Annotated in this window: 10 protein-coding genes; 6 read left to right on the top strand and 4 right to left on the bottom strand. The window is 39.4% G+C overall.

Annotation, left to right across the window (positions count from 1 at the left end; translation table 11 throughout):
* Positions 1-25 precede the first annotated feature (25 nt).
* The 6 genes from recA to AC6UD1_RS06130 all read left to right on the top strand — a co-directional run bounded on the left by recA (position 26) and on the right by AC6UD1_RS06130 (position 6315).
* Positions 26-1162 (top strand): recombinase RecA, encoded by a 1137-nt coding sequence (gene recA, locus AC6UD1_RS06155; RefSeq protein ID WP_500707564.1) that lies wholly within the window; start codon positions 26-28, stop codon positions 1160-1162.
* Between the two features lie 257 nt (positions 1163-1419).
* Positions 1420-1557 carry a hypothetical protein gene (locus AC6UD1_RS06150; RefSeq protein WP_500707563.1) on the top strand — a complete coding sequence of 46 codons (138 nt, stop codon included), beginning with the start codon at positions 1420-1422 and terminating at the stop codon, positions 1555-1557.
* Between the two features lie 22 nt (positions 1558-1579).
* Positions 1580-1711: a class III lanthipeptide gene (locus tag AC6UD1_RS06145; protein ID WP_500694267.1), complete on the top strand. Its 132-nt coding sequence runs from the start codon at positions 1580-1582 to the stop codon at positions 1709-1711.
* 17 nt (positions 1712-1728) lie between these two features.
* Positions 1729-1866: a class III lanthipeptide gene (locus tag AC6UD1_RS06140; protein ID WP_500694266.1), complete on the top strand. Its 138-nt coding sequence runs from the start codon at positions 1729-1731 to the stop codon at positions 1864-1866.
* Positions 1867-1916: 50 nt separating this feature from the next.
* Positions 1917-4523, top strand: coding sequence for a class III lanthionine synthetase LanKC (lanKC, locus tag AC6UD1_RS06135; protein ID WP_500707562.1), 2607 nt, complete (start codon positions 1917-1919; stop codon positions 4521-4523).
* Between the two features lie 76 nt (positions 4524-4599).
* Entirely contained in the window at positions 4600-6315 is a 1716-nt protein-coding gene (locus AC6UD1_RS06130) for an ABC transporter ATP-binding protein (protein WP_500694264.1), read from the top strand.
* 54 nt (positions 6316-6369) lie between these two features.
* Here the strand turns inward: AC6UD1_RS06130 and AC6UD1_RS06125 are convergent, their stop codons facing one another.
* The 4 genes from AC6UD1_RS06125 to AC6UD1_RS06110 all read right to left on the bottom strand — a co-directional run bounded on the left by AC6UD1_RS06125 (position 6370) and on the right by AC6UD1_RS06110 (position 15890).
* Positions 6370-7728 carry a cytosine permease gene (locus tag AC6UD1_RS06125; RefSeq protein ID WP_500694263.1) on the bottom strand — a complete coding sequence of 453 codons (1359 nt, stop codon included), beginning with the start codon at positions 7726-7728 and terminating at the stop codon, positions 6370-6372.
* A 272-nt stretch (positions 7729-8000) separates the two neighbouring features.
* The gene (addA, locus tag AC6UD1_RS06120) at positions 8001-11726 is read right to left on the bottom strand and encodes a helicase-exonuclease AddAB subunit AddA (RefSeq protein ID WP_500707561.1); all 3726 of its coding nucleotides are present in this window, start codon (positions 11724-11726) and stop codon (positions 8001-8003) included.
* Positions 11713-15297 (bottom strand): PD-(D/E)XK nuclease family protein, encoded by a 3585-nt coding sequence (locus tag AC6UD1_RS06115; protein ID WP_500707560.1) that lies wholly within the window; start codon positions 15295-15297, stop codon positions 11713-11715. The genes addA and AC6UD1_RS06115 overlap by 14 nt, the downstream gene beginning before the upstream one ends.
* Positions 15297-15890 carry an NAD(P)H-binding protein gene (locus tag AC6UD1_RS06110; RefSeq protein WP_500707559.1) on the bottom strand — a complete coding sequence of 198 codons (594 nt, stop codon included), beginning with the start codon at positions 15888-15890 and terminating at the stop codon, positions 15297-15299. Before AC6UD1_RS06110 ends, AC6UD1_RS06115 begins: the two co-directional genes overlap by 1 nt.
* Positions 15891-15912: the final 22 nt, after the last annotated feature.

Raw genomic sequence — 15912 nt, 5'->3', positions numbered from 1 at the left:
TAATATGTAAAAAGAAAGGAATTTTATGGCAAATTCTAAAAACAGTGTCGACGGGCGTCAAATCGAGCTCGATAAAGCACTTAGCAAGATCAAAAAAGAATTTGGGACCGGTGCTATCATGCGGATGGGTGAGTCCCCTAACCAAAACGTTGATTCCATTTCAACCGGCATTTTATCCTTAGATATCGCCCTTGGCATTGGGGGCTTCCCTCGTGGCCGAGTCGTTGAAATCTTTGGTGCCGAATCATCTGGTAAAACCACGATTGCTCTTCAGACCGTTGCTGCTTTACAACAAGCTGGCGGAACGGCCGCATACATCGATGCCGAAAACGCGATGGATCCGGAATACGCTCACAGCCTGGGAGTTAACATTGATAATCTCTTGTTATCACAACCAGGAACCGGTGAAGAAGGACTACAAATTGCCGATGCATTGGTACAATCCGGTGCCATCGACTTAATCGTTGTCGACTCGGTAGCCGCCTTAGTTCCGAAGTCTGAAATTGAGGGTGACATTGGTGATTCTCACGTTGGTTTGCAAGCTCGTCTAATGTCACAGGCACTCAGAAAACTAGCTTCTAGCATTAACAAGACCAACACCGTCGTTATCTTCATTAACCAACTAAGAGAAAAAGTTGGTGTGATGTTCGGTAACCCAGAAACAACTCCTGGTGGTCGGGCCCTTAAGTTCTACTCAAGTGTGCGACTCCGTGTTAGTTCTGGTAAGCAATCAAAAGAAGGTCAAGACGTCGTTGGCCGAGAAACCAAGATTAAAGTCGTAAAGAACAAGGTGGCTCCCCCATTCAAGACCGTTGATACTTTGATGAGTTTTGGAAAGGGTATTGAACCAATTGCCGACATGGTCAACCTAGCCGTTGACAAAGACATCGTCGACAAATCTGGATCATGGTACTCATACGGTGAAGAACGACTGGGACAAGGTCTAAACAAAACCGTGGCCAACCTGCGTGACAAACCCGAGATGGTCGAAGAAATCAAGAACAAGGTCAGAGAAGCCTATGGCATCGCTAATGATGAAGAATCAAAGGACGATGACAGTGACAAAGATGCAAAATCCAAGTCAACTGACGATAAGGCCACTACTAAAAAAACAACTAAAGCAAGTACCAAAAAAGATAGTGAAACTAAGTTAGACGTTTAGTTAAAAGGAAAAGCATCAAATCATTATGTAATGATTTGATGCTTTTTTAATACAAATAATAATCTTGATAAAGCTTTAAACAATATTTTAATTAAATCTACATAAGTCAAATATCGAATACTCAAATGAATTTTCAGTGTAATTACACAACTATAAAAAACAATTTTTATAACTTTAAAAGAATTGTTGACTTTCTATATCGTTTAATTTATATTAATTATGGTAATTAAACCTCTCACAAGAAAGGAAGATTTAATATGAAGTACTTGCTTAATTTACAAGCACAACCAAACGTGGAGTTAAAGAAGAAGCGTCGTCATCACCATAACGGAGTACGAAGTAATATCAGTGTTCAATGTGATGTTCGAAGCAATGTAAGTGTCTTCTGTCAGTAATTTAACAATAGGTGTATTTATTATGAAAACTTTGCTAGACCTCCAAAAGACTGTGGGTAAAAATGCCAAGAAGCTTGTTGGCGGGAAAAAAGATTCTCATATTAGTGTTATGGGATGTGGCAACAACAGCAATATTAGTATTATGTGCAAATAATACTATAGGAGCATTTCATGAAACCTATTCTGCAATTACAACAACTTGATAATGTAGCATTAAGAAAAAAGCGCCGAAAAGGACGTAAGGGTTCTCATCTGAGCGTTGGATGCACAATTAACAGTGACGTTAGTATTCTTATATGCAAGAGATAAGAGAGCCCTAATAGGACTCTCTTTTTATTTTAAACTTAAAGGATGTAGTTATGGATTTAAGATATTTAGATTATTTAAAAAAAGGATCATTATTTTATCAACCCACCACAGCCGAAACAAACAGTTTAATTTATAAAGTTACTATTCACGACAAGGATAAATGGAATCATCATATCGATAAAAATTGGAATTATTTTATCAATAAAAATAGACAACTGCCAAACCAAGGGTGGAAAATTCATGTAACATCTCCCATTGATTACGCGCAAAAAACATTGGACCAAATCACACCGTATTTGATAGAAAATAACATTTCTTTTAAATTTGTTCCTACCAAAAAAGAATTAATTATGAAAAATTCAAAATATGGTGATCGATCTGCATGTGGAAAATTCATAACAATTTACCCCAAAGATGAAGATCAATTTATTCAACTATTAAGTCCCCTAACTGACCTAACCAATGACATCCCCAAGGGTGCATATATTTTAAACGATAAACAGTGGTACAATTCCAACATCTTCTTTAGGTATGGGGGATTTATTGGAATGCCAATGGTACATGATGGAAAAACGATCATGGGAATCAAAAATCCAAATGGAGAGTTAGTGCCAGACTTAAGGGTTCCATACTATAACGTTCCCTCATTTATTTCTGAACCAAAAGAAATTAAAAAAATGGATAAAATACAAACGATTGAATATTCCAAAATTGATTTAACTAAATTCAAACGCTATGAGGTTATTTCCGCAATTCACTTTAGTAATGGTGGCGGCGTCTATCAAGTCACAAAAGATGGTAAAAATTATGTAATGAAGGAGGGACGAAAACAGTCTGGAATTGATGCACAAGGGAATGATGGTTTTTTCCGTGTAAAGAATGAATACAATACCCTAAAAAAATTAAATGGGATTAACAGAACAGTTAAGGTCTATGATTATTTTGAGATATGGGAAAATAATTACTTGATTGAAGAATTTGTTCCTGGAAATTCATTATCCGATTTCATTCCAGAAAACTTTCCTTTCTCATACGAAAAGAATCGAAATGAATATTTAAAACTTATAGATCAATTAATCAAACAATTAAAAGTGGCAATCACAGAAGTTCATCAGGCTGGTTTTGCTATTGGTGACTTAAATCCAAATAATATTATGGTTACTCCTAACAATAACATTAAACTAATCGATTTTGAGACTGCTATCCTCCTCTCAAATGAATATCATCCAGAACTACAAACTATGGGATACGTTAATTCTAAAATTAGTGACTTTAAAAGTGCTGATTGGTTTGCTTACATGAGGATCTCAAGATTTTTGTTACTACCGATTGAGTTCGTTTCTGATTTGTCTTTAAAAATTGAAGAAAATCAAAATAAATGGATAACAGATTATTTTGGAGAAAAAGCACTTGATATATTACAAAATACAGAAAAGGATTGTAAAAATTTCATTCCAAAATTAAAGAACATTTTCGACGTCCCAAAATTTGAAATCAATATAAAAGCAGTAGACAAACTCATCAATGGGTTAAAAACCGGAATAATTGAATATTCATCAAATCAAAATGATAGTTTTTCAGGTGGTGACATTAGACAATTTATTGACAAGCTTGGAAAAGTTAACATCGCTAATGGTGGTTTTGGAATACTAATGGCATTAAATCGGAGTAATACAAAGTTAACAAAAGAAATCAATTGGGCTAATAATAGCAGCAAAAATCTTATTAGCCACTTCAATGAAGACACCAGTCTTGGACTATTTAATGGTATTTCAGGAATCGCGTCTATTTTAGATGATTTAAACTTACAGGAACATTCAAACCAATTTCTTGAATTTATACTTGATCAAAAAAATAGAATTTTAAAAGAAACAGATTACACTCTTTACTCTGGATTAAGCGGAATTGGTTTAAGTTTACTAGCCTTCTTTAAAAAAAATAATAATAATAAATTTTTAGAAATGAGTAAATTAATCGCGATCCGCTTAAATACATTATTTATAAATGGTTCGGGAACTCAACCAGATGATGAAGATACCATTCCTTATGGATTAATGAATGGATGGTCAGGCGCGAGTTTATTTTTATTACTACTATTTGATGTAACAAAAAACAAAGAAACTCTGAAAAATGCCAAAGATATGTTGAATTTTGAACTAGATAAAAACATTGAAATTTCCGACTCACAATCTGCAGAGATTTTGGATAATTCAATTGGTTTTCCCAGAATACTTCCATATCTAGGAGAAGGAGGAGCTGGTGTCGGATTAGTATTGAGCCAATTTATTAGGCGCTTACATGAATTTCAAAACGAAAAATATTTAAACCTTCAAGAACAATTCACTAAAAATCTCCAAACTTACTGCACATACTCATCTGGACTAACCAGAGGGATCAGTGGAATTATCCTTATAGGAATTGATAATAAAAACAAATTATCCGACATCGATAAATTAGTCCAGTCATTAGAAAACTATCTGCTTGTAGATTCTAATAATAATATTATGTCACCCGGAACATATGGATATCGTTTTTCAAATGATTTGTTTACTGGAAATGCTGGTCTAATGACTGTCTTACAAGGCATTAAAGATAATAACGCTTGGAAATGGATGCCAGTGCCTAAATCTGTCTTAAATCAACTGTTTCTTTCCTAATCAAAATTAAATTAATGTCATCGTATAAAATCATTTATTATGATTAATTCTTAAATAAATTAAAAGTAGGAAAATAATGAAAAAGACAAAAATTAATTTCATTAAACTAGATGCCGGCTTCTTCGTTGGACTCGGTTTAAGTCTGATTGGAACAATAGTTTCTTTATTTATTCCCCTATTAATTGGTAAGGCTATCAACATTAAATCGTTACTCAGTCAAAAAAATAATACGTGGACAATTATTGGAATTTTGGCCTTGCTAATTTTTAGTGCCATTTTTACAGCAATTAGTGGATATTTGCTTAGTCGTTCAGGAGCCAAACAAATTGCAAATATTCGCACTCGTATTCAAGATCATCTTCTTTATTTACCAACTACCTATTTTGATAACCAATTAAGTGGAAAACTTTCTAGTAGAGTTATTAATGATGCCTCAATAATTCAAAACTTTACTACTGAAATAATCCCCTCTTCAATTAGTGGAATAATTACTGTGGTGGGAACATTTGCAATTTTATTTTCACTTGATTGGAAACTATCTTTACTTATCTTAATTGCATTTCCACTAGACGCGATGGTTACCATCCCAATTGGAATAATTGATGAGAAGGTTTCAATTAAATCTCAAGAGAAACTAGCTCAAATGAATGAAACCAGTTCTGAAAGTCTTAGAAACATTCGAGCGGTTAAATTAAATAACGCAGAACATAGTATCCAAAATAAATTCAAAAAAGACGTAAATGCTCTTTATCATTTATCACTAAAAATGAATGCAATTTTTGCTATAACAGGTCCAATTCAAACCATGTTTGGACTTTTATTGATTATTATAATCATTTGGTACGGTGGTGTTCGGGTATCAGCTGGAACTCTTTCCATTGGAACCCTAGTCGCTTTTCTAATGTATCTATTCCAAGTAATTGGACCAATTAATGTCATAGCTGATTTCTATGCAAGCTACAAGCAAGCAAAGGGAGCAACAAAACAAATTACTAGAATCTTACAGTTAAGTCCAGAAAATAACTATAAAAATCCTGTTATTAAAAACACTTCAAAAAATTCAGTTATTAAATTAAAAAATGTATCTTTTTCTTATGAAAATCACCTAGTACTAAGTAATGTTTCAATGGATTTTACTCCTGGTGATAAAATTGCAATCGTTGGTCCCTCAGGCGCTGGGAAAACCACTATTATCAATTTATTAACAAGACTTTATCCAATCCAATATGGAAAACTCTTGTTTGATGACAATGACGCTTCTAATTTTTCTATTTCGCAATGGCGTTCGCTTTTTGGAGTAGTAACTCAAGATAACACTATTTTTTCTGGAACATTTTATGATAACTTAGTTCTTGGTTTAGTAAATATCCCAAGCAAATCAGAAATATCAACAGCAATTAAAATTGCTGATTTAGAAAATTGTGTATCATCATTACCAGATGGAATAAAAACAATCATTGGTGAACAAGGACTTAAATTATCTGGAGGACAAAGACAACGATTACAAATTGCTAGAGCATATTTAAAACATCCTAAATTCCTAATTCTTGATGAAGCAACTTCTAGTCTGGACTCTGATTCTGAACAATTAGTAACACATGAAATTGATAAGATGATGACCGGCAAAACAATTATTGCCATTGCACACAGACTTTCAACCATTATAAATGCCGATAAAATATACTTTCTAGACCGTCACAAAATATTAGGCTTTGGAAACCACGAAGAATTAATGAATCGAGTTCCAGAATATCATCGCTTCGTAAATGAACAATTCATTGATAAAAACTAAAAAAGCATCAAATCATTACATAATGATTTGATGCTTTTTTAGTTTGTTATTTAATTACGCTTTTCTCATTAACTTACTACCGACATAGTAGATAATGGCAATCACAATCATGGAAATGAAGGTGGCACCAACCGTTGCTTTAATAATTGGCAACATGTTTAACGCAATGTACAATACCACCCCGATGGCGATACATAACATCGCAAACCAGTTAATTCCATTTTTGTACCAATACTTTCCGGCGGGAGTTTCTAAGGCTTTTAAATCGTATTTCCCATCTGACAAGCCAAAGTAATCAACCACCAAGATGGCAATGATTGGACCAAGAAACATCCCAGTATAGTTCAGAAATGCGGTAAAGGCATCAAGGAAACTACCGTTAATCAAAGGAACCAGTGTCAAAATCATGGACAAGATGGTAACGATGAACAGTGATTTATTCAAACTAATCTTAGGAATCAAGTTATTTAGGGCGGAGCCACCAGACTGAATGTTGACGGCGTTGGCAGTCATACTGGTCAAAACAATGACAACCATCGCAATAACTCCTAGTCCCAATTTATTAGCAACCGTACTAGGATCGGAGTTATTAGGATTGAAGACCCCGGACGTCAAGGCAACACTTAGCGTCGTGCACAGACCGATGATGACAAAACTGACCATCCCAAGAATGGCACCGACATATGGAGCCTGGGTGGCAATGCGTTTACTGGAAGTGAACCGAGTAAAGTCAGCTCCACCAACTACCCAACCAAGGGCAGCTGCGGCAATCGTATCGAGGGCGACCCCAAACGGCATCCGGGCTTTCATTGGAACTTGATACTTGGCAATCTGTGAAAACGAAACGTCACGAAAAACCACGATGACTTCGATAATCACAAAAATAATTACCAAAATCACTCCAATTCGTTCGATAATTTGAACGGATTTGGGACCAGCGATGATACTAAGTAAGTGCAGAATGCTCATGATGATAATTCCAACAATAATCCCAAAGTAGCCGCCGGGTTGACCAAACAACGCCCAGCCAAACATACTGTGGAACAGATACGCAAGGGAAGTAGCGGCGATAAACGTGTTAACGGCCGTCCACCCCATAAAAAGCGTCAGATTAATGACTGATGGCACGACACTTCCCCGAATTCCAAAGGGAGCTCTGGACAAGATCGTGGTCGATGCCCCCGTTTGATATCCCATGTAGCCCACCATGCTCAAAAACGCGAAGGCAATTGCCGAAGCAATGACGGCGGAACTAATTCCGCCAAAGAAACCAGCGGCGGCAATCACGCCACCAATGAACCAGGTTCCGTTGTTAGCGTTCGCTCCGAACCACGTGGCAAACATATCCCAATAATTCATGTCTCGTTCGGAAATTGGGATTGACTCAAATGCATATTTCTTATTTCGCTCCATTTTATCCTCCAATTATTAACGACTGGTTTGGTTTACTGTCTGATGGTCGTATTTGCAACTTATTTCAAGTATACCACTGAAAGAATCCTTCACAACGAATAATTCGAACGCCTCCTCAATTACTAAAATTCTGAATTACATTAGGCAAATCATTAAGTTACCACAAATTCTATCATTCGTTTTTCTTTGAATCAATTAAGTTGGTTAGCTAATATTATTCGTTTTCTATGAAAATAAAAACGCCAATCATTTTTGACTGACGTTCTTATTATTTACTTCTTAGCTCTAACCCGCTGCAAAGTATTATTTGATAGCAGGTATAAATATTCGTCTTTAACCAGTTTGCCCAAGATATCTGATAAAGCAATCCCATAGATATTTACCTGACCACGATACTGGTCAATGATCTTCTTGACACTTTCATCCGGCTTCTTCGGATTAACGAAATCGGTCTTGTAATCAAACAGAACGGGTCCATCGTCTAAATCAAGATAACCATCAATAATTCCGTGGACCAACAACTTTTGTTTTGAATCGTTTTCAAATTCAGAGAAGATTTGGTCGGCTGAAACCAGCAGTGAAAACGGAACTTCCCGATGAAGTTGATCGGGATGAGCCTTAATTAGTTTGCCTAGGTCACTTTGATAAAACTCGACAACCGAATCAACGTTGACCTTTTTGGCAACCTCCGGCGTAATTAACTTATCATTAATCAGCTGCGCCAAGAGTTCTGAAACCGTCTCGTGATTAACTGGTTCTTTGACGTTAATCTTCTGCAAAATCAAATGCGTTGCCGTTCCAATCTCCATCGAGTTGGGTTGTCCGACTGATTGCATGAACTGCGGCTGCATAAACGTTGAGTTATTGTATCGCGTTCGCCTTAAAATCATGTTACGACTTTCGGCGACACTTCCCAGCTGAATGTTGTCCGGATCATCAAACAATCGTTTGATTTCCGAAACGGACTGATAGGCAGTGGTGGTAGTAGCTGCTTTGTATGGATATTTGAACCCCATAATCTGCTTAATTTGTGATTGATCAATTTGATCAGCTGGAAATTCCTGTTCCTCTGTGGCCGACTTTGTTTCGGTCGTCCCAGGTTGCTTCAAATCCTTTGCCGTCACAAATTCGACCTTAAAGTTCGTCGGATCCTTCGCCAAAACGTGGGTGGCGTCAACTTTTCCACGGTCCTGATAGTAGTTTGGGTGACGAGCAAGGGCCGCCCCAATCCAGTCCATAAAGTTATTCGCACTACTTCTCGTGGACTGATTTAAAACCAGGTCTGAACTCTGATAAGCGCGTTCCCACTTCTTGGTCTCATCTTCAACCGACTTCTTATTCTTAACAATCCCAGTGATGTAGAGTTGTTGCTCAGCCCGGGTCAGTGCAACGTACAACTGCCGCATCTCTTCGGCTAGCATACTGTTGTACTCTAGATCATTAATGGCCACGTACTGTAGACTAGGCAACAGTTCATGCTTTTTTTGATCTAAGTATTTAACCCCAATTCCCAATTTATTATTGAAAATGTAGTTTCCCCGGCTGTCAGAGTTATTGAACTGTTTGGTAGCGTCCATCAAAAAGACCACCGGAAATTCCAGCCCTTTACTACCGTGAATCGTCATGACGTGGACCGAGTCGGTCTCAACTTCTGCAGGGGCCTCCGCTAAATCGTCGTCCTTGTCCTGCAGTCGTTTGACAAACTGCACGAAGGCAAACAAGCCCTTAAAACTACTCTTTTCGTATTCAGCGGCCCGTTCGTACAAAGCGTGCAGGTTAGCCTGGCGCTTCTTTCCAGCTGGCATCCCACCAACGTAGTCCAAGAAACCCGTCACACTGTAAATGTGCCAGATCAAGTCCGAAAGCTCATGCTTTGTCGCAAAGTCCTTAAAATCATTCAGTTGGTCCAAGAACAACTGCACTTTTTTGGAAACCAAATTACCGAATTCGGTTGGTTCCTGTGTCGGATAGTTGTGGTAGAAATCAAGAAGCGACGTGAAATAGTCACCAGTCTTATGGTTAATTCGCAGATAAGCCATCTCATTTTCATCCATTCCCACGATTGGCGAACGCAGGACAGCCGCGAGCGGAATATCTTGATAAGGATTATCAATAATCTGTAAGAGTGACATCATAATCTGAACTTCAGTGGTTTTAAAGTAGCTCTCGCCACCATCAATTGAAAGTGGGATCTGTTTTTGGGCAAATTCCTTGGAAATATCTAAATTGTTCTTACGGGTTGGTTCCAAGATGGCAATATCACCGTAACGAATGTCACGCATCTCGTGCGTGGCCTTGTCGTAGATCTGTATCTTCTTTTTCATTAAGTCCTGGATTTGATCGGCGACCATTTTAACCTGACCTTCAGAACTACTGTCTGGTTCAAGGGTCAGATCGTCGTCATCATGGTCTGAATCATCAACGTACATCATGATATTGGCGTTTGATTGAACGTCGTCACCGTAGTAAGTGGCCCCGTACTTCAACTTGGCGTTGCCGGTATAGTTCATTTCACCAAGACCCCGATCCATGATTTGAGAAAAGACTAAGTTGGTAAAGTCATCGACGTTTTTGGCCGAACGGAAATTATCAGCCAAAACAACCGCCGTATCCGGATTATCGGATTCTTGATAATCGTCTAGTTTTTCCAGAAACATCCCAGGATCCGCCAACCGGAAACGATAAATCGACTGCTTGACGTCTCCTACCATAAACATGTTCTCATGTTTCGGATTCTTCATGGCGTTTAAAATGGCGTCTTGAAGACGATTATTATCCTGATACTCATCAACCATGATTTCATTAAAGTAGTTCTGAAACTGATGTTGAATTTCAGGACTGTCCTTGCTGTTCCCAGTTAAAATGTTTAACGCAAAGTGTTCAATATCAATAAATTCGTAGGCGTGCTTTTGTTTTTTGACTTCAGCATAGCGCGTCGAAAACGTCTTAACGACGTCCACTAACTTGTTAACGATGGTTTCAGAATGATGAATCACATCCAGATTGTCAGCTTGTTTGGCAAAAAAGTACCGATTGGTAAGGTTCTTTTTGATCGTATCATCAGCATTTTTACGCAGTTCCATGGCTCGTTTCTTGAATTCTTTTTGGGAATCATCCACCTTTTTCCGAGACATGGTTCCCAGTTTAAAATCATGAAATACATCATAGAGGGCATCCCAGTCCGCCGTTTTCAACCGATCGTAAATCTGATTCAACTTTTTAATGTCGGATTCAACCAAATCGGCCCGATCAGACATGGCACCGTTTAAAAATTCCTGACGGGACTGTTCAAGTAAACTAAGAGCCTGCTTCATTTTGTTTTGAAGTTCTGGGAGGAGGTACTTCTGGTAAAACGCACTCCGAGTTATACTACCGTCCATCTGGTACAAACCTGAAAGCTTATCTAACCACGCCACTGGATCTCGATCAACGTTTGCGAAATCATAAAGTCCCAGAACCACGTCGGTTAAACCGTCGTCACCCCGATCACTTGAAAAATTGCGGGTTAATCTGGCAAATGACCCATCCTCATCGTCTCCGTACAGGTCTTCGCGCACGTCTTCCCAAACGGTATCCCGGAGCATCTCCAGCTCCGTTCGGTCGGCCAAAATCCGAAAGTTGGGATCTAGGTCAATGGCGTAGTAGTACTTCTGGACCAACCACTGACAAAAAGCATCCATCGTTGAAATGTGGGCCACTGACAACTTCCGAATTTGTTTGACCAAGTTTCGTTTTTGTGCATTGTCACTGATCTGATTAATTTGATCCTGGAGACCTTTTTTAATGCGGTCCTGCATCTCCTTAGCAGCGGCCTTCGTGAACGTCACAATCAATAGATGATCGACGTCAACGCCGTGTTCGACCTTATTTAGGACTCGTTGAACCAGCACTCGGGTTTTTCCCGAGCCAGCCGAGGCCGACACTAGCGCATTCCCCGGGAACTTTTCCGTAATAGCTTTTTCTTGTTCGGGGGTAAAATTCATACTATTGTTCGCCATTATCACGTGCCTCCTTTCTTAAGAAGTCAATCACGTCCTTGTTGTTCCCCATGTCCTTAACAATGCGATAATTATTTTCAGTTAATAATGGGTCAAACTGCATCACCGGTTTATAGGGAGAATAAATAATCTTGGATTGGTCTTTATACTGAGACGGTTCCAATTTAATGTTTCCGGCAAAAATCTGCTTACCGGCATTCTTAATCCGATCCTCAGTCCGTTTCAGTAGAAGGTCCAAGTCACGTGGTTCAACAATGCTGGTCTTGACCGCATTACTGTATAAATCACCCTTACTGGTAAACTGATATGGATAAATATTACCGGCATCGTCAACGTTATTGACCATGTCTTTTAACATACCGTCGTTATTAACCAAGAGGCCCGTGTACTTATGAGCCTTCATCAATGCAGCTTCCAGCTGCTTCGGATCATCAAAATTCTTGACGTCCTGCGGCTTCAAAATCGGGTCAAAGATGTGCATGTAAAGCGCTCCCGCTAACTTCACCTTGTCAGTAGTAGACAGCTTGTCCTGATTTTGTAGCACCGCATCAAGGTAAGTCATCATCTGCATCCGCGTTCCGTCATAGGCTTCCGATAAATCAATCTTCTTTTCACCAGATTTATAGTCGACCACCCCAAGATACTCAGTCCCATCAATGAACATCTGGTCAATCCGGTCGATTCGACCCCGTACGTTTACCGAGTGTTGACTGCCTAAATCAAAGTTCAGACCGTCAATGCCATTCGGTTTTCCGGGTTCACCAAAGATGACCTCGGTGTTTTTCGGTCGCATCTTGGTGTAGTGGGACTGGTCTCTAAGTGCCGTCGCCATCTGAATCACGGTTTGGACTAACTGCCTAGCAATGTACTCCATCCGGTTGGAACTCTTCAGGATTTCGTACTGCAGGTTCGGGTCGTTTTCAATAATGGTATCAGTGATTTCAGTTACCATGTTTTTAATCTGTTCGTTGGTTAACTTAGTAATGTCAATGTGTTTGGCATTAATCTTCTTGACCAACTCATCAAGGGACTCGTGGTAGAACGTTCCCGTACTGCTGGGGTCAAGATTAAACTCGTCTCGTTCTCTTAGTCGTAAGCCATACTTCAAAAAGTATTCGTACGGATCATAGTAGAATTCTTCTAGCTTAGAAATGGAGGTATTAATCGTGTTCCCGTACAGCCCCGTCACAATTTGTGGCTTCAAAGAAGCTGGCACGTTCTCATACTTCAGACTACCAAGTAACTTCTGCGTGATGGTCCGCATCGTTGGGTCATTTTCAAGGTTCGTTTTAATCTGATTCCAAGCTGGACTCAATTTTTTACCACTAACCTTCGCATCGAGTGCGGCTTTGACCAAAAACTTCAGGGTGGCACGCTTGGAACCAATGAACTGCCGAACATCATTAGAATCCGATGCTGGTGTCCCACTTACATGTTGCTCCTTTAGGTTAAAATGATCCCTAATTCTGGCGACGTACGGTGAGATGGACTGGTTCACATCTTCCTTTCCGCCACCCAAGTTGTACGAAAAGACCAATTTATCAGATGGCGTCATGAAGGCTAAATAATTTAAGTAGGGTTCGTTGACCATCTGGGTCTCACTGTTGTCATTTAAATACTGGTCATCAGTAAAGTGATCATTCATCTGGTCACGATCGGCGTCGTTAAAAAGACTATTGTTCTCAATCGTGGCTGGCATGCTATTGTCGTCAGCTCCCATTACAAAGGTCACTTTTTTATCGTTCAATTGGACTAGTCCGGTTTCAGAGATTGTGACCTGATCCAAGGTTGATGGAATCTGGGAGTATGAAGCCCCTTCAAAACCAGCCTTTAAGAGGTCCAGGAAGGTGTCCATTTCAAAGGGATGATCACCCAAAAAAGTAACAAAGTCGTCCAGTAAACCGCACAGTGTGTTCCAAACTTGTTCCGACTGACCAGCTTCCTGTAGGTCACCACGTTCAGTGGCATGATCCTGCCAGTGTTTTAGTTCATTAATTACACCATTTTCATCCAAAAATTGGTACAGCAGGTTGGCAGCATCTTTCCCCGTCTTGGCCTTCGCCATTTTCTTATAAAATGGTGGTAACGTTTCTTTTACAAAGTGGCGAATGACGTTGATGTCAGTGGAGATTTCCTTATTTCGATTTGACACAATCCCCGTATCATTATCAGAAACAGTGGCGTACTCCCAGTCTTCGTCCTGAGTCCAGCGTTTTCCTTCGTAGCCATTTTTTAGGACTAAATTTTCACACAACGAAAGACAGCGGCGGTAACGGTCAATGTTCATCGGCTTTCCGTCTTTATCCTTTGGCAACAGTAATTCTGATTTTAGTAATCGCATCACATCGTCATAGCGGTAGTTCCGTTTCCGATCGGTACGATAGGTGGAAAACAACGCGTCGATTAGTTCCACTAAGGGATGATTGTCCATGTGTTTCTGAATGTCCACGAAATACGGAATTTGTTGCATCTGAAAAATGGGATCAATAACGTTTTGATACTTGTCTAGATGTCTAGTCACTACCATGAAATCGGAGTAACGAAAACGGCCCGTAGCAACCATCTGACGAATCATGGTCGCAATGTTCATCAACTCGTCATAATTAGAATCAGCCCGAAAAAGTTCGATGTCCGAGTTGCCATTCGTGTTCGGCGAAATTGGGGAGCCCACCTGACTACTTGAAATCCAGTAGTCTTCCAGTTCCTTAATGCCGTCACTACAACGACAGTCGCCCGCGTACTGATCAGTCATGATTTTGACCCCGCTTGCCTTAGCGTACTGGTATAGCTGGTTGTACAGTCTTCCCGAACGCAAAAAGAAGGCCGAGTTATCGGGCATTTCATTTGGATACGAACGGTCCAAGTTGAGGTCAATTGTGATGTCTTTGGCCTTATCAATCAACGTTTTGACGATGTCTAATTCCGAAGCGGAAAATTGGGAGAAACCACTGATGTAAAAATGCATCTGGGACAGGTCGGTGTTCAGTAGGTACTGGTTTAACATTGTCAAAGTCTGTGAGCTATAGACGTATTTTCCGTCCGTTTTTTTCAAGAATTCGCGATAAATCACGCTAATGTCTTTCAGTTTCCCCTGTAATTCGGGATTAATCGTTCCAGGATCAAGATCAGCAATCTTATCCAGCGTATCGGGGTCAATCTTACCCTGCTGCAGTTCGTTAATCTGATCAGCCACCTGCGAAATAAAACCTGGTTGGGCTCCTTCACCCTTAAATACGGATAATTGCTCTTGTTGATTTTCAATAATCTGGAAAATTATCATGTTAATGGCATCTTTTGAAAGCCGAGGTAGTTGATACTCCTTACTGTTGCCAAGAAAATACCACATCAATCGTGAAAAGGAAAAGACCTGGACCCGTGTCTCAGCAAACGTGTTCTGCTGCTTATGATTCAATTGTTTCAGCGTCCCTAGTTCGGACTCAAACTTGATGTGATTCGGTACCAAATAAAAATAAGCATCATTTGGATGTTGCTGCATGGACTGATCAAGATCGCCGACCACTTTTTTAAAATGATCGTTACTGGCTTTGCCTAAAACAAATTGTAGTGCCATTATGCTTTCCTTTCTGAACGCTCCTCAATGAGTGCTTGTGACTGATTGATAAATTTCTCGTTCACGATTGCGTCAATTACAAAATGTGCAACCGTTTCATGTGAAACGTCTCCAACCGGAACGGACTTTCCTTCTTCAATCGTATGACCATCGTTGTGTTTGGTATTAACTACGTTAACCAGGCGAAAAACGGTGTATGGAATTTCTGATTCATCAATTACTTTTATGGCATACTGCTGCTGCTTTAAAAATTCGGAAACATCTTCAACCCCGGGATAATCCAGTTCCCCGTCAACTTCTTTGTCAATACCTGCTACCGAAAGAAAAATAACTCGTTCTAGTTGAAGGCGGTGCGAATAAATCACGGAAAACAACGCTTCCATGTCCAAATCGACGTCCATCGGTCCCAGAAAAGAAACCACGATATCAACATCCTTTAAGTGTCCCTGATACGTCCGTTCCTTAGTAAAATCGCCCGCGGTAATCTCAAAAACCTGAAATTTATTACTTCTATTAAAATAGTTAAAGACCATTTGTTCGGCCGGAGTATTTCCTAATAATAAAATCTTCTTCATCTCTAAAACTCCATTCATACTCTAATTCTAACAAACATGT

Source organism: Fructilactobacillus sp. X8R1C1 (genome assembly GCF_059900945.1).
This window is presented reverse-complemented; position numbering and strand designations above follow the sequence as displayed.

Excerpts from the sequence above, each read along its gene's own strand:
- AC6UD1_RS06145 (WP_500694267.1), top strand. The coding sequence starts at position 1,580 with ATGAAAACTTTGCTAGACCTCCAAAAGACTGTGGGTAAAAATGCCAAG.
- recA (WP_500707564.1), top strand. The coding sequence starts at position 26 with ATGGCAAATTCTAAAAACAGTGTCGACGGGCGTCAAATCGAGCTCGAT.
- addA (WP_500707561.1), bottom strand. The coding sequence starts at position 11,726 with ATGGCGAACAATAGTATGAATTTTACCCCCGAACAAGAAAAAGCTATT.
- lanKC (WP_500707562.1), top strand. The coding sequence starts at position 1,917 with ATGGATTTAAGATATTTAGATTATTTAAAAAAAGGATCATTATTTTAT.
- AC6UD1_RS06140 (WP_500694266.1), top strand. The coding sequence starts at position 1,729 with ATGAAACCTATTCTGCAATTACAACAACTTGATAATGTAGCATTAAGA.
- AC6UD1_RS06115 (WP_500707560.1), bottom strand. The coding sequence starts at position 15,297 with ATGGCACTACAATTTGTTTTAGGCAAAGCCAGTAACGATCATTTTAAA.
- AC6UD1_RS06125 (WP_500694263.1), bottom strand. The coding sequence starts at position 7,728 with ATGGAGCGAAATAAGAAATATGCATTTGAGTCAATCCCAATTTCCGAA.
- AC6UD1_RS06150 (WP_500707563.1), top strand. The coding sequence starts at position 1,420 with ATGAAGTACTTGCTTAATTTACAAGCACAACCAAACGTGGAGTTAAAG.
- AC6UD1_RS06110 (WP_500707559.1), bottom strand. The coding sequence starts at position 15,890 with ATGAATGGAGTTTTAGAGATGAAGAAGATTTTATTATTAGGAAATACT.
- AC6UD1_RS06130 (WP_500694264.1), top strand. The coding sequence starts at position 4,600 with ATGAAAAAGACAAAAATTAATTTCATTAAACTAGATGCCGGCTTCTTC.